Annotated in this window: 16 protein-coding genes; 5 read left to right on the top strand and 11 right to left on the bottom strand. The window is 60.4% G+C overall.

Going from position 1 to position 19,151, the window contains the following annotated elements; translation table 11 throughout:
* Nucleotides 1-2: 2 nt before the first annotated feature.
* From PspCFBP13528_RS01765 to PspCFBP13528_RS01740, 6 genes are all read right to left on the bottom strand, one after another.
* The gene (locus PspCFBP13528_RS01765) at nt 3-971 is read right to left on the bottom strand and encodes a CDP-6-deoxy-delta-3,4-glucoseen reductase (RefSeq protein ID WP_101220664.1); all 969 of its coding nucleotides are present in this window, start codon (nt 969-971) and stop codon (nt 3-5) included.
* Nucleotides 971-2,437 (bottom strand): 4-hydroxy-3-polyprenylbenzoate decarboxylase, encoded by a 1,467-nt coding sequence (gene ubiD / locus PspCFBP13528_RS01760; protein WP_065950447.1) that lies wholly within the window; start codon nt 2,435-2,437, stop codon nt 971-973. Before ubiD ends, PspCFBP13528_RS01765 begins: the two co-directional genes overlap by 1 nt.
* Nucleotides 2,438-2,496: 59 nt before the next feature.
* Entirely contained in the window at nt 2,497-4,479 is a 1,983-nt protein-coding gene (locus PspCFBP13528_RS01755) for an acyltransferase family protein (RefSeq protein WP_065950448.1), read from the bottom strand.
* A gap of 156 nt (nt 4,480-4,635) precedes the next feature.
* Complete coding sequence (gene rho, locus PspCFBP13528_RS01750; RefSeq protein ID WP_003176825.1) at nt 4,636-5,895, bottom strand: transcription termination factor Rho; 1,260 nt, start codon at nt 5,893-5,895, stop codon at nt 4,636-4,638.
* A gap of 235 nt (nt 5,896-6,130) precedes the next feature.
* A complete protein-coding gene (gene trxA, locus PspCFBP13528_RS01745; protein ID WP_065950449.1) occupies nt 6,131-6,460 on the bottom strand; it encodes a thioredoxin TrxA in 330 nt (109 codons plus the stop codon).
* Between the two features lie 120 nt (nt 6,461-6,580).
* A complete protein-coding gene (locus PspCFBP13528_RS01740; protein WP_137199538.1) occupies nt 6,581-7,276 on the bottom strand; it encodes a FadR/GntR family transcriptional regulator in 696 nt (231 codons plus the stop codon).
* Between the two features lie 254 nt (nt 7,277-7,530).
* On the opposite strand from PspCFBP13528_RS01740, the gene PspCFBP13528_RS01735 reads away from it, so the two are divergent.
* From PspCFBP13528_RS01735 to PspCFBP13528_RS01720, 4 genes are read left to right on the top strand one after another with little or no spacing between them, the layout of a single operon-like run.
* The gene (locus tag PspCFBP13528_RS01735) at nt 7,531-8,316 is read left to right on the top strand and encodes a transporter substrate-binding domain-containing protein (protein ID WP_065887009.1); all 786 of its coding nucleotides are present in this window, start codon (nt 7,531-7,533) and stop codon (nt 8,314-8,316) included.
* Nucleotides 8,317-8,330: 14 nt separating this feature from the next.
* On the top strand, nt 8,331-8,999 hold the full coding sequence (locus PspCFBP13528_RS01730; RefSeq protein ID WP_137199537.1) for an amino acid ABC transporter permease: 669 nt from the start codon (nt 8,331-8,333) through the stop codon (nt 8,997-8,999).
* Nucleotides 8,996-9,646, top strand: coding sequence for an amino acid ABC transporter permease (locus tag PspCFBP13528_RS01725; protein WP_065950452.1), 651 nt, complete (start codon nt 8,996-8,998; stop codon nt 9,644-9,646). The genes PspCFBP13528_RS01730 and PspCFBP13528_RS01725 overlap by 4 nt, the downstream gene beginning before the upstream one ends.
* The gene (locus PspCFBP13528_RS01720) at nt 9,633-10,370 is read left to right on the top strand and encodes an amino acid ABC transporter ATP-binding protein (RefSeq protein ID WP_137199536.1); all 738 of its coding nucleotides are present in this window, start codon (nt 9,633-9,635) and stop codon (nt 10,368-10,370) included. Before PspCFBP13528_RS01725 ends, PspCFBP13528_RS01720 begins: the two co-directional genes overlap by 14 nt.
* Here PspCFBP13528_RS01720 and PspCFBP13528_RS01715 read toward each other — a convergent pair.
* From PspCFBP13528_RS01715 to PspCFBP13528_RS01700, 4 genes are all read right to left on the bottom strand, one after another.
* Nucleotides 10,351-10,899 (bottom strand): hypothetical protein, encoded by a 549-nt coding sequence (locus PspCFBP13528_RS01715; RefSeq protein ID WP_065950454.1) that lies wholly within the window; start codon nt 10,897-10,899, stop codon nt 10,351-10,353. The genes PspCFBP13528_RS01720 and PspCFBP13528_RS01715 overlap by 20 nt on opposite strands.
* The gene (locus PspCFBP13528_RS01710; protein WP_232790579.1) at nt 10,889-13,411 is read right to left on the bottom strand and encodes a fimbria/pilus outer membrane usher protein; all 2,523 of its coding nucleotides are present in this window, start codon (nt 13,409-13,411) and stop codon (nt 10,889-10,891) included. The genes PspCFBP13528_RS01715 and PspCFBP13528_RS01710 overlap by 11 nt, the downstream gene beginning before the upstream one ends.
* 7 nt (nt 13,412-13,418) lie before the next feature.
* Complete coding sequence (locus PspCFBP13528_RS01705) at nt 13,419-14,111, bottom strand: fimbria/pilus chaperone family protein (protein WP_232790581.1); 693 nt, start codon at nt 14,109-14,111, stop codon at nt 13,419-13,421.
* 139 nt (nt 14,112-14,250) lie between these two features.
* Nucleotides 14,251-14,901, bottom strand: coding sequence for a DUF1120 domain-containing protein (locus tag PspCFBP13528_RS01700; protein ID WP_101220689.1), 651 nt, complete (start codon nt 14,899-14,901; stop codon nt 14,251-14,253).
* A gap of 445 nt (nt 14,902-15,346) precedes the next feature.
* Here PspCFBP13528_RS01700 and ppx point away from each other — a divergent pair, with 445 nt between their 5' ends.
* Nucleotides 15,347-16,849: an exopolyphosphatase gene (ppx, locus tag PspCFBP13528_RS01695; protein WP_065950455.1), complete on the top strand. Its 1,503-nt coding sequence runs from the start codon at nt 15,347-15,349 to the stop codon at nt 16,847-16,849.
* A 77-nt stretch (nt 16,850-16,926) separates the two neighbouring features.
* Here the strand turns inward: ppx and ppk1 are convergent, their stop codons facing one another.
* A complete protein-coding gene (gene ppk1 / locus PspCFBP13528_RS01690) occupies nt 16,927-19,149 on the bottom strand; it encodes a polyphosphate kinase 1 (RefSeq protein WP_065950456.1) in 2,223 nt (740 codons plus the stop codon).
* Between the last annotated feature and the right edge of the window lie 2 nt (nt 19,150-19,151).

The raw sequence follows: 19,151 nt of genomic DNA, 5'->3' as shown, positions 1-19,151 counted from the left end.
CTTCAGGGACGCGGGGCGTAGGCAAATACGTCAGCGCGCATCTGGTGCGCATCCATACCGGCGTCGACCAACGCATCCAGCGTGCCGTAGATCATCGCCGGTGATCCGCTGGCGTACACGTGCACGGCCTTGAGGTCGGCAATGTCTTCGCACACGGCCTCGTGCAGCAATCCGCAGCGTCCTTCCCAACCGCACAGGTCACTGACGACTTTGTGCAGGAACAGGTTGGGCAGTTGCTGCCACTGATCCCAGTGCTCGATCGCGTAGAAATCCTCCGGGCGACGCACGCCCCAATACAGGTGCACAGGGTGCTTGAAGCCGGACGCCCGGCAATGCTCGATCAGGCTGTGCATCTGGGCCATGCCGGTGCCGGCGGCGATCAGCACCAGCGGCCCGTCCGGCAACTGGGCCAGGTGGGTGTCACCGAAAGGCAGTTCAATACGCGCCATGCGGTTGCGCCGTAGCTGGTCCAACAGGTTGCGTGCGCTGTCCTCACGGGCCAGCACGTGCAGTTCCAGCTCGCGGCCGCAGTGAGGTGCCGACGCCAGGGAAAACGCCGACTTCTCACCGTTCTCGCGCTCGATCATCAGGTATTGCCCGGCGTGGTAACGCACCGCCTTGCCAGCCGGCGCGCGCAGGCGCACGCGCCACACATCGCCGCCGACGTCCACGCATTCGCTCAACTGGCACGACAATTTGCGCAACGGCAACTCCCCCGGCGCCAGCACGCCATCCCACAACACAATGCAATCCTCCAGCGGCTCGGCGATGCAGGTGTAGAACTCACCATGATCGCGCACTTCGCCGCTCTGCTGCACACGGCCCTCCACCAACAGCGCCGCACACACGTGGCATACGCCGTTGCGACACGCCTGCGGGCATTCGTAGCCCAGGCGGCGCGCGCCGTCGAGGATGCGTTCGCCAGGGTTCAGCTCCAGTACCGCACCGGAAGGTTGCAGGGTTACACGCATCAATCTATTCCCAAGTCTTTCCAGATGGCATCGACGCGAGCCGTCACGGCGTCATCCTTGACGATTACCCGGCCCCACTCGCGGGTGGTTTCACCCGGCCATTTGTGGGTGGCATCCAGGCCCATTTTCGAACCCAGGCCCGACACCGGCGAAGCGAAGTCGAGGTAATCGATCGGCGTGTTGTCGATCATTACCGTGTCGCGCTTGGGGTCCATGCGCGTGGTAATGGCCCAGATCACGTCGTTCCAGTCGCGGGCATTGATATCGTCGTCGGTGACGATAACGAACTTGGTGTACATGAACTGTCGTAAAAACGACCACACACCCAGCATTACCCGCTTGGCATGGCCTGGGTACGACTTCTTCATGGTGACGATGGCCATGCGGTACGAGCAACCTTCCGGCGGCAGGTAGAAGTCGGTGATTTCCGGGAATTGCTTTTGCAGGATCGGCACGAACACTTCGTTCAGCGCCACGCCGAGAATGGCCGGCTCATCCGGTGGGCGCCCGGTGTAGGTACTGTGATAGATCGGCTTGATCCGATGGGTGATGCGCTCAACGGTGAACACCGGAAAACTGTCGACTTCGTTGTAATAACCGGTGTGGTCGCCGTAAGGCCCTTCATCGGCCATTTCGCCCGGATGAATCACACCTTCCAGGATGATTTCGGCGGTGGCCGGCACTTGCAGGTCGTTACCGCGGCACTTCACCAGTTCGGTGCGGTTACCGCGCAGCAGGCCGGCGAAGGCGTATTCGGACAGGCTGTCCGGCACCGGCGTCACAGCGCCCAGGATGGTGGCCGGGTCGGCGCCCAGTGCCACGGACACCGGGAATGGCTGACCCGGGTGCTTTTCGCACCATTCGCGAAAATCCAGGGCGCCGCCACGGTGGCTCAGCCAACGCATGATCACCTTGTTGCGGCCGATCACTTGCTGACGGTAGATGCCGAGGTTCTGGCGGTCCTTGTTCGGACCTTTGGTGACGGTCAGGCCCCAAGTGATCAGCGGGCCGACGTCGCCGGGCCAGCAGGTCTGCACGGGGAGCATGGCCAGGTCGACGTCATCGCCTTCGATGACCACTTCCTGGCATACCGCGTCCTTGACCACCTTGGGCGCCATGGCAATGATCTTGCGGAAGATCGGCAGCTTCGACCAGGCGTCCTTCAAGCCTTTGGGCGGCTCGGGCTCCTTGAGGAAGGCCAGCAGCTTGCCGATCTCGCGCAGCTCGCTGACCGACTCCGCCCCCATGCCGAAGGCGACGCGCTCGGGGGTGCCGAACAGGTTGCCGAGCACCGGGATGTCGTAGCCGGTCGGGTTCTCGAACAACAGCGCCGGGCCCTTGTTACGCAAGGTACGGTCGCAAATCTCAGTCATTTCCAGTACCGGTGAAATCGGCATCTGGATACGTTTCAACTCTCCGCGCTGCTCAAGTTGCTGCACGAAATCCCGAAGATCCTTGAATTTCATTAACCATGCCACTCGTAAAATAGGCGTACATCCTACCTGCTCTCGAGGCGGCTGGCAGCTTAATTGGCCGTCAGCCCCCGCGACTGCAACGAACTGAACAGCGGCTCCAGAAAGGCCTCGATATGCCGCGCGCCCACTTCAGACAGGTGGTTATCGTCGGTGTACAGCGCGCGCCCGTTGAGTTCGACCCGGCACAAGCCATCGGTGCCGCACAGCAAGGGCGCCGGGTCCAGCACCGCTACGCCGCTGTCGGCGGCCGCCAGCTCGTCGAACAACTGGCTGATGAACGCCTGGCGCTTTGTATGCTTGGCTACGTCGAGACCTTCGCCGTTAAACGGTCGGTGCATCATTGCCAGGCGACTGAGACGGTAAGGCACGATGATTTCCTGCAGCGGCACCTCCTTGACCAGCCAGACCTTGTGCCCCGCGGCGCGCAGCGCCTGGATGCGCTCGCGCATCCCCTGGGCAAAGCGCTGCTCAGCCACAGCCTGCACGTACTCGCCGGTGCTGGGGTCTTTGAGCGCATGTTCTTTGTCACCCGACATTTGCCCGTACACATACAGGCTCCAGCGCGCCGCCAACACCACATCGCTGATTTTCTTCTCGGCCATCGCCTTCTCGACGCGATGGTTGAAATGCGCACAGCGGGCAATATTCTCAAGGCCATCCAAGGGGATACAGCCGGCAAAGCTGGCTTCAATCACGCTGATATCATGGCGATCAGCGCCCTCTTTGAGCGCCGGAATCAGCGCGGTGGCGTGACTGTCGCCCCACACCAGCGCCGAGACCGACTGACTTTTCGGACCGAAATGGCAGAACAACCGCTCATCGGGCGTGTCCTTGTCAGCCATGCACGCCATCAGCTCCGGGCTCCACTTCTTCGCCTTCGCGAAAATCAACGCCTGCTCAGACAAGCGCGACGGCACACCGTCGAATTCGCGGATCGCCAAGCCAGTGAAACCAAGCCCCAGAATACCGGCCACGGCTGAGGCAAGAATCGCCTTACGCGAGGCCAGCAAGCGTTTTTCCCGGAACGGGGTTTCCACAAAGCGCCAGGACAGATAGCCCAGCACCAACGAGAGCAGCATCAAGCCGGCCAGTTCCAGGGCGCTCAAGCCATCCACCGCGGCATAGTTGGCGTACACGAACACCGGCCAGTGCCACAGGTACCAGGAATAGGATATCAGCCCGATACCGACCATCACCCGCGTACTCAGCAGGCGCCCGACCCAGGTGTATTGCTGCCCGTTGGCCCAGATCAACCCGACCACACCCAGCACCGGCAAGAGCGCGGCCGGGCCGGGGAACGGGGTTTTCGCGTCGTAACCGAATACGGCGATCAGGATCAGTGCCATGGAGGCCAGGCTGACCCCTTGGGCCAGGGCGGGCGAAGCGCGCCATTGATATTTGGGCAACACCGCCAGCATCGCCCCGGCCAGTAATTCCCAGGCGCGCAGGTGCAGCAGGAAGAAGGCTTTTTGCGGCTCATGCTCAACCGCCCAGACGCTCATGCCAAACGAGCCCAGCAACACTGCGAACAGCGCCAGGCGCCAGTGTTTCAGGCGACTTGAGAGCAACGTGAGCAGCAGCGGGAAGAAAATGTAGAACTGCTCTTCTACCGCCAGTGACCAGGTGTGCAGCAGGGGCTTGATGTCAGAAGACGCATCAAAGTAGCCATGCTGGCGCGAGAACAACAGGTTGGAGGTAAAGGTCACCTGATAGTGCGCGGACCGCCCCAACTCTTCGTAGTCCTTGGGCGCCAGCAGAAACCAACCCACAACGAGTGTGGCCGCAATCATGACGAACAGCGCCGGCAGGATGCGCCGTGCGCGCCGGGCCCAGAAGTCGACGAAACTGAAGCGCCCGGCCTGACGCTCACGCCAGATAATGGAGGTGATCAGAAAGCCGGAAATGACGAAGAATACATCGACGCCAACGAAACCGCCGGTGAGGCCAGGAACGCCGAAGTGAAACAACACGACTGCGAGGACAGCGATGGCACGCAGGCCGTCAATGTCCCTGCGGTAAGCAAGAGTGGTCATAAGAATTGTGGTCAGTCTGTGACGAAAGGAGTGAGCGTAGTCGCGGGTACAATTTTTGTTACTTAACGGACACTTATGCCATAAAAACCGATGAATCTCGACGCAAAAAAAATGGCGCCCCGTCGGGACGCCATTTTTCGGACCTGAAACGCCGTATTACTTGCGTTTCATCGACAGGAAGAACTCGTCGTTGGTCTTGGTGGTTTTCAGCTTGTCGATCAGGAACTCGATAGCGGCCACTTCGTCCATCGGGTGCAGCAGCTTGCGCAGGATCCACATGCGCTGCAGTTCGTCGTCGGCGGTCAGCAACTCTTCGCGGCGCGTACCGGAACGGTTGATGTTGATGGCCGGGAACACACGCTTTTCAGCGATACGACGGTCCAGGGGCAGTTCCATGTTGCCGGTACCCTTGAACTCTTCGTAGATCACTTCGTCCATCTTCGAGCCGGTTTCAACCAGCGCGGTGGCGATAATGGTCAGCGAGCCGCCTTCTTCGATGTTCCGCGCGGCGCCGAAGAAACGCTTTGGCTTCTCCAGGGCGTGGGCATCGACACCACCGGTCAGTACCTTGCCGGAGCTCGGGATCACGGTGTTGTAGGCACGGGCCAGACGGGTGATGGAGTCGAGCAGGATCACCACGTCTTTCTTGTGCTCGACCAGGCGCTTGGCCTTCTCGATCACCATTTCGGCAACCTGCACGTGGCGGGTTGGCGGTTCATCGAACGTCGAGGCAACCACTTCGCCACGCACGGTGCGCTGCATTTCGGTCACTTCTTCCGGACGCTCATCGATCAACAGCACGATCAGGTGAACTTCAGGATTGTTGCGCGCAATGTTCGCTGCAATGTTTTGCAGCATGATCGTCTTGCCGGCTTTCGGCGGTGCGACGATCAGGCCACGCTGGCCCTTGCCGATCGGCGCGCACAGGTCGATCACACGACCGGTCAAGTCTTCGGTGGAACCGTTGCCGGCCTCCATCTTCATGCGCACGGTCGGGAACAGCGGGGTCAGGTTCTCGAAGAGAATCTTGTTTTTCGCGTTCTCGGGACGATCGAAGTTGATCGTGTCGACCTTGAGCAGGGCGAAATAACGCTCGCCTTCCTTTGGTGGTCGGATCTTGCCAACGATGGTGTCGCCGGTGCGCAAGTTGAAGCGACGGATCTGGCTCGGCGAGACGTAGATATCGTCAGGGCCGGCGAGATAGGAAGCGTCTGCAGAGCGGAGGAAGCCGAAGCCGTCCTGGAGAATCTCCAGCACGCCATCACCGGAGATTTCCTCGCCGCTTTTCGCGTGCTTCTTGAGCAGGGAGAAAATCACGTCCTGCTTGCGCGAACGGGCCATATTTTCTATGCCCATTTCTTCGGCCAGTTGGAGCAGGTCGGTAATCGGCTTTTGCTTGAGTTCAGTCAGATTCATATAGGAATGACGTAATCATTTATGGAGGGGGGAAATTAAGCTTTTGGCTTAATGAGGCCGCGCCGCAGAGAAGGCGACAGGATCGCGTACTAATCGAAAAGGAATGCGTCGGCGACGGCTTGCAGGGGGCAGTGGAGAAACCAGTGCGGGGCCGAATGTAACACCTGAATTTCGGAGCGTCTAGCCCTGTTCTACGAAAAAGCCCCGAGATTTTCGGGGCTTTTTCTGGCGACGCTTAGATGTTGGCGTCGAGGAAAGCTTGCAGCTGGGACTTCGACAGCGCGCCCACTTTAGTGGCTTCGACGTTGCCGTTCTTGAACAGCATCAGCGTTGGAATACCACGCACGCCGTGCTTGGCCGGGGTTTCCTGGTTTTCATCGATGTTCAGCTTGGCAATGGTCAGCTTGCCTTCGTAAGTGGTTGCAATGTCGTCCAGGACCGGAGCGATCATTTTGCAAGGGCCGCACCATTCAGCCCAGTAGTCAACCAGCACCGGGCCTTGAGCCTTGAGTACTTGTTCCTCAAAGGTCGCGTCGGTGACGTGCTTGATAAGATCGTTGCTCATGGATGTCTCCGGATTGTAAGCAAAAAAAACGTTGCCCATCATAGCCGCCCTTCCCCCGTTCAGGAAGCCGCCTCTGATTGAGTGTTGCTATGGTCGAGCATGACTTTGAGTATCGCCTGCTCACGGCAAGCCAGGTGTGACGAAGGCAATGCCCGTGCGCAACGCCGCATTACGTACATGTTCCTGCATGGTTTTCTGCGCTGCCGCGCTGGTGCGCCGGGCCAGGGCGCGCAGAATCTTGCGATGTTCCTGCCAGGTTTCCATGGCGCGTTCCGGCCGGATGAACGGTAGTTTCTGGCTTTCCAGGAAGACCTCGGCGCTGGCGCTCAGAATACTCACCATCGCCTGGTTGCCGCTGGCCAGCAGGATGCGCCGGTGGAACTCGAAGTCCAGCCGGGCGGCGGTTTCAAAGTCACCGGCTTTGAGCACCCTGCGCATTGCTTCGACATTGTCCTGGAGGCTGTCGAGTTCGTCGGTGGTCAATGTGACCGCCGCCAAACCGGCTGCGAACCCTTCAAGGGCGTAACGCAGTTGGAAGATATCCAGCGACGTGGCCTGCGCCGCAAACGGCCAGGCGAGTTCGGACGGCGGCGCCGGCGCCTGCACGAACACGCCCTTGCCCGGCTGCACACTGACCACCCCCAGGGCGCTCAAGGACGATAACGCCTCCCGCAACGACGCCCGGCTCACGCCCAGACGCACCGCTAAATCGCGTTGAGAAGGTAATGCATCGCCCGGCCCGAAGCCCTGCTCCTTGATCAGTTTGCGGATGGCCTGCAGGGCCGCCTCCGGTACGGCTTGGGCGATGGAATTCATGAAAAACTCAAGGTTGCAGTCAACTGAGTGGCTAGTTGTAAAGCTATTCACGTCTGTCGGCAAGCCACGCCCCAAAGGGGCTCGCGCGCTTTTTACGGCGCTCGAAAAGGGTGCGAAAAGCGCAACCACTGTTCAGACCAGTAAGACCATCACACCTCAACGGCAGCGTGCCTTGCAGCCTCTTCCAGGGGGCTGGCATGGGCTGTGCACTGGGCAAACTCAGAAAATTCCTTCGCCCTTCTCGGAGAGTTGCCATGACCAAGCGCTACAGCGCCCTGCTCACTGCCCTGTTTGCCAGCCTGATGCTGAGCCAGGCACCCGCCCAGGCCAACGGTCTGGACGATATCGTCGCCCGTGGCACCCTCAAGGTGGCTGTGCCGCAGGACTTCCCGCCATTCGGTTCGGTGGGCCCCGACATGAAACCCCGCGGCCTGGACATCGACACCGCCAAGCTGTTGGCCGACCAACTCAAGGTCAAGCTGGAGTTGACCCCGGTCAACAGCACCAACCGCATCCCATTCCTCACCACCGGCAAGGTGGACCTGGTGATCTCCAGCCTGGGCAAGAACCCCGAGCGCGAAAAAGTCATCGACTTCTCCAGGGCCTACGCTCCGTTCTACCTCGCCGTATTCGGCCCGCCTGACGCCGCGGTCAGCAGCACCGACGACCTCAAGGGCAAGACCATCAGCGTGACCCGTGGCGCCATCGAGGACATCGAGCTGACGGCTGTCGCGCCCAAAGAGGCGACCATCAAGCGCTTTGAAGACAACAACTCGACCATCGCCGCCTATCTCGCCGGCCAGGTCGACCTGATCGCCAGCGGCAACGTGGTGATGGTGGCGATCAGTGAGCGCAACCCCAAGCGCGTACCGGCGCTGAAAGTGAAGCTCAAGGACTCGCCGGTGTACGTGGGCGTGAACAAGAACGAGCCGGCGTTGCTGGAGAAGGTCAACCAGATCCTGGTCGCGGCCAAGGCCGACGGCAGCCTGGAAAAAAACGCGCTGCAATGGCTCAAAGAACCCTTGCCTGCCGACCTCTAAGCCGGAGTTGATCCATGGCGTATCAATTTGACTTTGTACCGGTGCTGGCCAACACCGACCTGCTGTTGCGCGGCGCGCTGTTCACCCTTGAGCTGACGGCCATCGGCGCCGTCCTCGGCGTAGCCCTGGGCACGCTCGGCGCCGTAGTGCGGGCGTGGAAGGTCCAGCCGTTCGCCTGGTTTTTCGGGGTGTATGTCGAGTTGATCCGCAACACGCCGTTCCTGGTGCAGTTGTTCTTCATATTTTTCGGCCTGCCCTCCCTGGGGCTGAAGATCACGGAGTGGCAAGCCGCCGTGCTGGCGATGGTGATCAACCTGGGCGCCTATTCCACCGAGATCATCCGCGCCGGCATCCAGGCTGTCCCGAAAGGACAACTGGAAGCCGCCGCCGCGCTGGCGATGACGCGTTTCGAAGCGTTCCGCCATGTGGTGCTGCTGCCGGCACTGGGCAAGGTGTGGCCGGCCTTGAGCAGCCAGATCATCATCGTGATGCTCGGCTCGGCGGTGTGTTCGCAGATCGCCACCGAAGAGCTGAGCTTTGCCGCCAACTTCATTCAGTCGCGCAATTTCCGCGCCTTTGAAACCTATGCCCTGACCACCCTGGTGTACCTGTGCATGGCGTTGATGATTCGCCAACTGCTCAACTGGATCGGCCGCCGTTATGTGATGAGGAACAGCCGATGAGCGATTTTTCCTTCTGGGACATCGTGCGCAACCTGCTCACCGGCCTGCAATGGACGCTGTTGCTGTCGCTGGTGGCGTTCATCGGCGGGGGCCTGATCGGGTTGCTGGTGCTGATCCTGCGCATCAGCAAAAAGGCATTCGCACGCAATGTTGCGCGCACCTATATCGAGCTGTTCCAGGGCACGCCGCTGCTGATGCAGCTGTTTCTGGTGTTCTTCGGCGTTGCCCTGCTCGGTGTGGATATCTCGCCGTGGCTGGCGGCAGCCATCGCCCTGACCCTGTTTACCAGCGCCTACCTCGCCGAGATCTGGCGCGGCTGCGTTGAGTCCATTGCCCATGGGCAGTGGGAGGCGTCGGCCAGCCTGGCGCTCAACCCCCTTGAACAACTGCGCTACGTGATCCTGCCCCAGGCCCTGCGTATTGCCGTGGCGCCGACCGTAGGGTTTTCGGTGCAGGTGGTCAAAGGCACCGCCGTGACCTCCATCATCGGTTTTACCGAGCTGACCAAGACCGGCGGCATGCTCGCCAACGCCACCTTCGAACCCTTCATGGTCTACGGCCTCGTGGCCCTCGGTTACTTCCTGCTCTGCTACCCCTTGTCCCTCAGTGCGCGCTACCTGGAAAGGAGACTGCATGCCTCTGCTTAGAATTTCTGCCCTGCACAAATATTACGGCGATCACCACGTGCTCAAGGGCATTGACCTGACCGTTGAAGAAGGCCAGGTGGTGGCGATCATCGGCCGCAGTGGCTCGGGTAAATCCACCTTGCTGCGTACCCTCAATGGCCTGGAGTCGATCAACGACGGTGTGATCGAAGTCGATGGCGAATACCTCGACGCCGCCCGCGCCGACCTGCGCAGCCTGCGGCAGAAGGTCGGTATGGTGTTCCAGCAGTTCAACTTGTTCCCGCATCTGACGGTAGGCGAGAACGTCATGCTCGCGCCGCAAGTGGTGCAAAAAGTACCCAAAGCCAAGGCAGCGCAGTTGGCCAAACAGATGCTGGAACGCGTTGGCCTGGGGGAGAAGTTCGATGCCTTCCCCGACCGCCTGTCTGGCGGCCAGCAGCAACGTGTGGCGATTGCCCGCGCGCTGGCCATGTCGCCCAAGGTGCTGTTATGCGACGAAATCACCTCGGCCCTGGACCCGGAACTGGTCAATGAAGTGCTCAGCGTGGTGCGCCAATTGGCCAGGGACGGCATGACGCTGATCATGGTGACCCACGAAATGCGCTTTGCCCGCGAAGTCGGTGACAAGCTGGTGTTCATGCACCAGGGCAAGGTGCATGAAGTGGGCGAACCCAAGCAACTCTTCGCCCACCCGCAAACCGCCGAACTGGCCAACTTCATTGGTTCTACGGAACAGCCGCACTGACCAGTTCGAATTGACCACGGCCCTCCAATCGCCTCTCCCGGCGCATTGAGAGGGCATCGGCGGGCAGATGAACCTCAATCTCTACCTGGGCCGTCAGTCGACGGCCCGTCATTGGCACACCGGCAGCGCTGGCAACCACTGTGCGGCCGGGCAAGAGCCGCCCGCCGGCCGTTGCATCGGTCTGCCACGTCACCGGTATGCCGTCGACCTGAGCCTGCATCAGGTTCAGGACGAAACGCCCTTGCCGGCCAAACTGAAAACCCTGGGCATCGGCGGGAACGCCATTAAAGCGCAGCGCCATTGCCGTCGGGTTGGCGCAAAGCACGCTCAGGTGCAGCGTACGCTGCGTATCCAGCCTCGCTGTCGCGCTGCCCGACGACGCTTGCGAGGGGCGCATTTCGCCGTAGTCAACCCGCGGCTCGCTCAAGATCATCTGGCAGTCTTGCGCACGCGCCTGGTTTACCGACAGGGCGACCAACAGCAGGCACAAACCTGCGGCACGCGGGCCGTTTATCCGTTCAGCGAACATGGCATACCACCGGTGCAGTGTCGTAGAGTTGGTCATCATCAGGCTCTTGCTCCAGGTTGACGTGCAGCAGGCAGGATTGCGAATCCGGCAGTGAAACTTTCAGGGTTTGTGGGCCATCGATATTGCTGAGGAAAATCATGCCGTCAGCCACCACGTTGGTGACAAAGCTGTTGTCCTGGCCGAACACTGCGGCCCCTTGAGGCAAGGGCCGGCCCTGTTCGTCCCGGGCCTCAAGCAACAGGCGCCGGACTTTCACCACATCAAAGTCGAGCCTGTTGACTGAACCCCGACCGGCGGCGAGTACCTTGGTCCCGTTCTTCAAGTCGACCCGCTTGGGCAGCGACTGGGTCACTACTTGCAGATGGTTTTCGCTGTAGGCCTGCAGTCCGGGGATCACCGCCTGGCCGGTGAAATCGGTCCATACCGGCCCTTGGGGCGTCGAGACCTTGGCCACGCCGATATCGCCCACCGAGACAATGCCAAAGGTATCCTGCACGGCATATGGCGAGAAGGTCACCCCGTGCTCGTGGGCCACAATGCCGCCTTGCAACTGGCCGGTATAGTTGGTGTTCGACGGATCACGGCTGGCGCCCACGCTCAAGCGGGTATACAGCGGTAAGACGTCCAAACGGCCGTGCACGCTTTGTTCTCGTTCTTTCACATCCCGATCAACACCGACCTCGTAACTCACATAATCGTTGACTCGCTCGTTGAGGGCGGTGCCGGCATCCAGCCGATCACCTCGACGACTGACGTAAGAACTCACACTCCGATCAGCCCCGAGGGGCATCGTGACTTGCAGCCTGATAGACGTGCCCTCGTCCAGCCGTTCGTCGCGGCGGCCTCCCCTCACCGGGTCCAGGCGCCGAGGCTCGGTCGCTCCGACCTGAGCGTCGGCGATCAGTGCTACACCCACGCCGTAGAACGTGTTGTTCCACGAGGCAGAGAGGTGGTCGCTGGATCGCCCGTCAAATTGCGAGTTACGGGTAAAACCGAGGGAGAAACCACCCAGGGCCGGGTCCGCCCAGCTTAAACCTGCCGTGTACTGGCGCTTGAAACGTGCATCGAGGTCGTACCCCCGCGACGCCTGGCCGGCGTCCAGTACCTCGCGGTAACCGCGGCTCTGTGCCGAGGCGCTCAGGTTGATATCAAGGTTGGCGAATAACGGTGTACCCAAAGACAGCGTGCTACGCGCGCCGGCCACCTTGTCTTGGGCATCACGGGACAGGTTATGGCGCACGCCCACGTTCATCTGCTGGAAAAACACACTGCTCAGGGAGCCCCCCGCCGACTGATACTCCTCGGTACTCAGCAGACCGAAACCCAGCGACGAGCGCTGGCCCAGCCCCCAGGTACCGCTGCCCATGGCGACCACAGGGGACTCCTGCCCGTCGATGGAGGTGTCCCGCACCTTACCGAGGGAAAAGTAATAGCCCGGCGTGATCGGAGTTCCACCCCGAAAGGACGCGGCGGGCACCACGAAACTGCGCCTTGCCCCTCGCAGGTCAATCACGCTCACATCCAAGTCGCTGGTGCTGTTCAGCAACGGTAAACCGGTCAGCCTGAACGGACCTTCCGGCACCAGGGTGGAGTGGATCAATGCGCCCGACTGACGAACTTCGACCCGTGACTGGCTTTGAGCCAGCCCTTCAACCACGACGTTGTTGTCGCCAGCACCGGTGCGTTGCTGGCCGTCTGGAAAGAACTGCAAGCCCGTCAGTTGCACACCGCCAAAGATCGGGTTGTTGCTGGAAAGCTGCCCCACCTGGAAGGTCGACTGCAACGCCGCGATATCACGCTGGGCATAGGCATTGACCTGTTCGGTGTGCGTCTTGCCGTTGTCGGAAACATAAAACTGACGACTGCGAACAATCCAATTGCCCAGGTTGAATCCCGCCTCGGTATAGGCCGATACGAAGCGACTTGTTGGCCCACCGCGCGATTGGGTATCGAAACCCAATACGTCGTAGTTGAAGATGGCTGCCGCACCACCCTCGGAAAAATTCCCGACCTCCCACTCGGGCTCACGCAGGGACTGGGTCGGCACCACCAGGCTGACCTCGTCGCTGCTGGGGCGCAGCCGCACCGTGGTCGTCGGGTATTCCCCAACAAAATCGTGGCAGGCCTGGTCAGGGGTGATGCCCTCGCGCAAAAGCCTGGGCGGGGTAACCAGACCGGCCTTTGCCAACAACGCGGGGGTGAAGCACAGCTGCCCCTGGTAATCGAAACGGGCGTCAACCAGCCCCAGCGGCGTGCCATTGACTCGCAGCCCGACCACATGAACACCCTCGCGAAAGCGCGCTGCGCTGCGAAAGTATTCAGACACCTTCGGATCAATTCCAAGGGAGTTCAACGCGGCCAGGTCAAAACCCTCCCCCAGCCCAACCGCTGCGCTGGTACCTGGCAGACTCCACAGCGTCGCGAGCCCCAGCAGGACCCTCGCGCGCGCCTGGGAGGAACCGCTGCCCGACACGCGTTTGGCGGAACGACCTGATTGCCTGATTTTTTTCATAGGCCAGTCAATCCGCTCCTGCCGTAACGGGTGCGCGGTAGCTGTCCACCGTAAACCCATAGACCGTGGCCGGTTGAATGCCCACGGCCGCCACCCCCGCCACTGAGCCTGCCGACGCGAGCGTCAGTACTTCGCCCGGCAGGATGTAGGTTCGCGGCAACGTTGCCACGCCTGCCTGCGGATGCAGTTGGACTTCCATCCCAAGGCGCACGACGTAAGCGCTGTTGTTGTGGACCCTCAACTGACCCCCTTCACGCGTCCATGTCAGCAGTTGCCAGGGTGCGTCATGCCTGGGCAAGCCCTTGGGGTGCAGGATCAATGGAAGGCTCTGGCGCAAGGTGATACCAATGGTCGCACCGCCGGGTGCACGGGCTTCGGGGATACCTTCAAAGGAAACTCGCTTCAGGCGCTGGGTCTTGAGCGGCTTCTTCGTGGTACTGATGAAGCGGACAAGCTGGGTGTCGCCCGCTTCGACACGAGTAATCGGGGGCGTTACGATCAACAAGGGTTCAAGGTCTTCAGGTACGTTTTGTATGACCGAATGAAGCAAGGCAGGGCCGGGGTCCGTATTTTTAATGTTCAGCGTCGCCTCACCCTCTTCTTCATTCAGAATGACAACGGTTGTCTCGGGCTGCATTCCGTCCGCTACCGCCATACCACACAAAAAGAGGCACAAGCTTATATAGCGCAGCAACGACATCACGATCATTGAAAGAGCCCTCACCGGATTTTCCCCACAGCCATAAAGTCAAACATTAACTAAGGCGCACGTTAAAACAGCCGACACTTAACAAAGGGAGATAAGCACCCTGAGTCAATGTCGGCCGTTAATGACGTACTTAGATGTAATCCACTGAAATATTGGTGCGACCATCCAGCGTGATATCGCGGTTAATGTCCAAATCCTGCGTGCGGTTGATAACGGCTTTCACTTCAAGCGTGCCCGTAAGGGTGGTGATGGATGCAGGTACCGCAGCGGAGCCGCTACGCCAAGAATACTGGGCAGGCGATTGGGCGACTTTGCCATCACTGTTCTGCCAGGCCCCCGTATCTGCGCTGCGCGTGATCGGGCTCAGGGTCCCGCCGGACGATCTCAGGTCCTTGAGGGTAACGGAGTACCCACCGGTACGCTTGCCACCTTCCATGCCCAGGCCGTAGTTCTGCGCCTCGGTGAAACCGGCACCGAGAATGTTTGGCACCTTGCTGGCAGCTTGCAGGTCAGTCAGCATCACACGAAATTGTGCGCCTTTTTGGCCGCAGTTGAGGTTCATGCTGACCGTTTTCGCTGCAAGAGGAGTGGGCTGCACGCCGGACAAGCTTGAGGCGGGAATGTTCCCGTAATCCACGACGCCGCCAGCGCCGAGGCTGACGTTGCAAGCCACCGGCTTGATAGTCCCTCGTACAATCAGTTGAGCGACACTCGTTGCATGAGCCCCGATACTCGCGATCAGGCAAAGCGTACCCACTGTCACACCAAGCATTTTTTTCATAATTAACCTGTCATCTGTAATGAGTCGGTGCATTTACAATGGCCGAACATTCCGTCCATACATAAATACCACCACGGCGAAGTTGCCGAGTGACAGTCTGCCGTTTTGGGATCGAGTTCATGAATCAGAGAACCCGCCAATAACTGTGGGAGCAGTAAAAATAAAAAGTGGGCCAGCCCTAATCTTCGAGTAGGCCTAAACTCAAACCCGACAAGCCAATAACTTTTAACGTGTAAGTAAAGTCACACACAGTACGATTACAGCAAGAAGTTAATTATTCCTACAAAGGTTGGAAGCCCATGCCTTGTGAACTTGGAAAGCAATCTTACTTAACCTGCAAGAATCCCTCACAGACGCCCGTAGGAGAATTACCGAAGCAGTACGCGTTGGCACCAAAGGTCGATCGTGGCACGATGGCTGGGTTATCGACCGAGACCCTCTTACCATGCCGCAATCCCAAGCCAAGAATCTGTCCCTGATCGCTGCCATCGACCTGGGCTCCAACAGCTTTCACATGGTCGTGGCCAAGGCCCAGAACGGTGAAATCCGCATCCTTGAGCGGCTCGGCGAAAAAGTGCAACTGGCTGCCGGGATCAACGACGAACGTCAGCTCAATGAAGAATCCATGCAGCGTGGGCTCGACTGCCTCAAGCGCTTTGCGCAACTGATCAACGGCATGCCCCCTGGCGCTGTACGAATAGTGGGCACCAACGCCTTGCGCGAAGCCCGTAACCGCAACGAATTCATCCATCGCGCCGAGGAAATCCTCGGGCATCCGGTAGAGGTTATTTCCGGCCGCGAAGAAGCGCGCCTGATTTACCTCGGGGTTTCCCACACGCTGGCCGACACCCCGGGCAAACGCCTGGTCGCGGACATTGGCGGCGGCAGCACCGAATTCATCATCGGCCAGCGTTTCGAACCCCTGCTGCGCGAAAGCCTGCAGATGGGCTGCGTCAGCTACACGCAGCGTTATTTCAAGGACGGCAAGATCACCCCGGCGCGCTATGCCCAGGCCTACACGGCAGCGCGGCTGGAGATCATGAGTATCGAACACGCCCTGCACCGCCTGAGCTGGGATGAAGCCATCGGTTCCTCGGGCACCATCCGTGCCATCGGCCTGGCGCTCAAGGCCGGCGGCCATGGCACTGGCGAGGTGAATGCCGAAGGCCTGGCGTGGCTCAAGCGCAAGCTGTTCAAGCTGGGGGATGCCGAGAAGATCGACTTCGACGGCATCAAGCCTGACCGCCGCGCGATCTTCCCAGCCGGCCTGGCGATTCTTGAAGCGATCTTCGACGCCCTCGAACTGCAACGCATGGATCACTGTGACGGCGCCCTGCGCGAAGGTGTGCTCTATGACCTGCTCGGCCGCCATCACCATGAAGATGTGCGTGAGCGCACCCTCAGTTCGTTGATGGAGCGTTACCACGTAGACCTGGAGCAAGCGGCTCGCGTAGAGCGCAAAGCCCTGCATGCCTTCGACCAGGTGGCCGACGACTGGGACCTGCAAAACGGTGTATGGCGCGAACTGCTGGGCTGGGCCGCGAAAGTGCACGAAGTGGGTTTGGACATTGCCCACTACCACTATCACAAGCATGGCGCCTACCTGATCGAGCATTCGGACCTGGCCGGGTTCTCACGGGAAGATCAGCAGATGCTCGCGCTGCTGGTGCGCGGTCACCGTCGCAATATTCCCAAGGACAAGTTTGCCGAGTTCGGCAAGGACGGCATCAAGCTGATTCGCCTGTGCGCGCTGCTGCGCTTCGCAATCCTGTTCCACCACATCCGTGGCACCCAGGAAATGCCCCAGGTAAAACTGCGCGCCGACGGCGACAGCCTGGAAGTGATGTTCCCCAAAGGCTGGCTGGATGAAAACCAATTGACCCAGGCGGACTTCGCCCAGGAAGCGGAGTGGCTGACGCGGGTGGGGTTCAGCCTGAACCTGCGCTAACCCGATCTAAACAGCACCGCAACACAAATGTGGGAGGGGGCAAGCCCCCTCCCACATTTTTCAGACCGTGCTGGGTCTCAGCTCACCGTCAGGATCGGGCTGCCCAGCTTCTCCAGCAGCGTCGCCTGCGCACTGCGCGGGTTCTGGTTGCCGGTCGGTGTGTTGCGTACATACCGCCCATCCGACTGCAGGCTCCAGCTGTGGGTGTTGTCGGTCAGGTAGCTTTCCAGCTCCTTCTTGACCCGCATGATCAGCTTCTTGCCCTCCACCGGGAAGCAGGTCTCCACACGCTTGTCGAGGTTGCGTTCCATCCAGTCGGCACTGGAGAGGAACATCTGTTCCTCACCACCGTTCAGGAAGTAGAACACCCGCGTGTGTTCCAGGAAGCGACCGATGATCGAGCGCACATGGATGTTATGCGAGACGCCGACAATGCCCGGGCGCAGGCAGCACATGCCACGTACCACCAGGTCGATGCGCACGCCCGACTGGCTGGCCTTGTACAGCGCGCGGATGATCTTCGGATCGGTCAGCGAGTTGAATTTGGCGATGATGTGCGCCGGCTTGCCGTCGAGGGCAAACTGCGTCTCGCGAGCAATCATGTCGAGCATGCCCTTCTTCAGGGTGAACGGCGCGTGCAGCAGCTTCTTCATGCGCAAGGTCTTGCCCATGCCGATGAGCTGGCTGAACAGCTTGCCGACGTCTTCGCACAGGGCGTCGTCGGAGGTCAGCAGGCTGTAGTCGGTGTAGAGCTTGGCGTTGCCGGCGTGGTAGTTGCCGGTGCCCAAGTGAGCATAACGCACGATTTCACCGGCTTCGCGGCGCAGGATCAGCATCATCTTGGCGTGGGTCTTGAAGCCGACAACGCCGTAGATCACCACCGCACCGGCTGCTTGCAGACGGCTGGCCAATTGCAGGTTGGACTCCTCATCAAAGCGCGCTCGCAGCTCGATCACCGCGGTGACTTCCTTGCCGTTACGCGCAGCGTCGACCAGTGCATCGACGATTTCCGAGTTGGCACCCGAGCGATACAGCGTCTGGCGCACGGCCAGGACGTGGGGGTCCTTGGCGGCCTGGCGCAGCAGGTCGACCACCGGGGTGAACGACTCGAAGGGGTGCAGCAGCAGGATGTCCTGCTTGCTCACCACGCTGAAGATGTTCTCGCTGTTCTGCAGCAGTTTCGGGATCTGCGGCGTAAACGGCTTGTATTGCAGCTCCGGGTGGCTGTCCAGGCCGGTGATGCTGAACAGGCGCGTCAGGTTGACCGGGCCATTGACCTGGTACAGCTCGGATTCGGCCAGGTTGAATTGCTTGAGCAGGTAGTCCGACAGGTGTTTGGGGCAGGTATCGGCCACTTCCAGGCGCACCGCATCGCCGTAGCGCCGCGAAAACAGCTCGCCGCGCAGGGCACGCGCCAGGTCTTCGACGTCTTCGGAGTCCAGCGCCAGGTCGGCGTTACGGGTCAGGCGGAACTGGTAGCAGCCCTTGACCTTCATGCCCTGAAACAGGTCATCGGCGTGCGCATGGATCATCGACGACAGGAATACATAGTTATCCCCAGCGCCCCCAACCTCTTCGGGTACCTTGATGATCCGTGGCAACAGACGTGGCGCCGGGATGATCGCAAGGCCCGAGTCGCGGCCGAAGGCGTCGATGCCTTCCAGCTCGACGATGAAGTTGAGGCTCTTGTTCACCAGCAACGGGAACGGGTGCGTCGGGTCGAGGCCGATCGGGGTGATGATCGGCGAGATCTCGTCACGGAAGTAACGGCGCACCCAGGTCTTGATCTTGGTGGTCCAGTGGCGGCGACGGATGAAGCGAACCTGATGTTTTTCCAGTTCCGGCAGCAGGATGTCGTTGAGAATCGCGTATTGGCGGTCCACATGGCCGTGCACCAGTTCACTGATGCGCGCCAGGGCCTGGTGCGGTTGCAGGCCATCGGCCCCGGCTTGTTCACGGGCGAAGGTAATCTGCTTCTTGAGGCCGGCGACGCGGATTTCGAAGAATTCGTCCAGGTTGCTCGAGAAGATCAGCAGGAATTTCAGCCGTTCCAGCAACGGATAGGACTCATCCAGCGCCTGTTCCAGCACGCGGATGTTGAATTGCAGTTGTGACAGCTCGCGGTGGATGTACAGGCTGCTGTCATCCAGGTTGGTGACCACGGCAACCGGCGCCGGCGCCGGCGCTTCGGCAACCACCGCAGGCGGGGCTGGCTCCAGCTCCGGCGGGGTCTCGGCGACTTGTTCAACCACCGGATGAGCGTCTTTTACGGCAACTACTGTAAGTCCTTCGGTATTCATGA

This window comes from Pseudomonas sp. CFBP13528 (assembly GCF_005233615.1).
Taxonomy (GTDB): Bacteria; Pseudomonadota; Gammaproteobacteria; order Pseudomonadales; family Pseudomonadaceae; genus Aquipseudomonas; species Aquipseudomonas fluorescens_AM.
The sequence above is the reverse complement of the archived record's forward strand: the minus strand, read 5'-3'. Positions and strand labels throughout refer to the sequence as shown.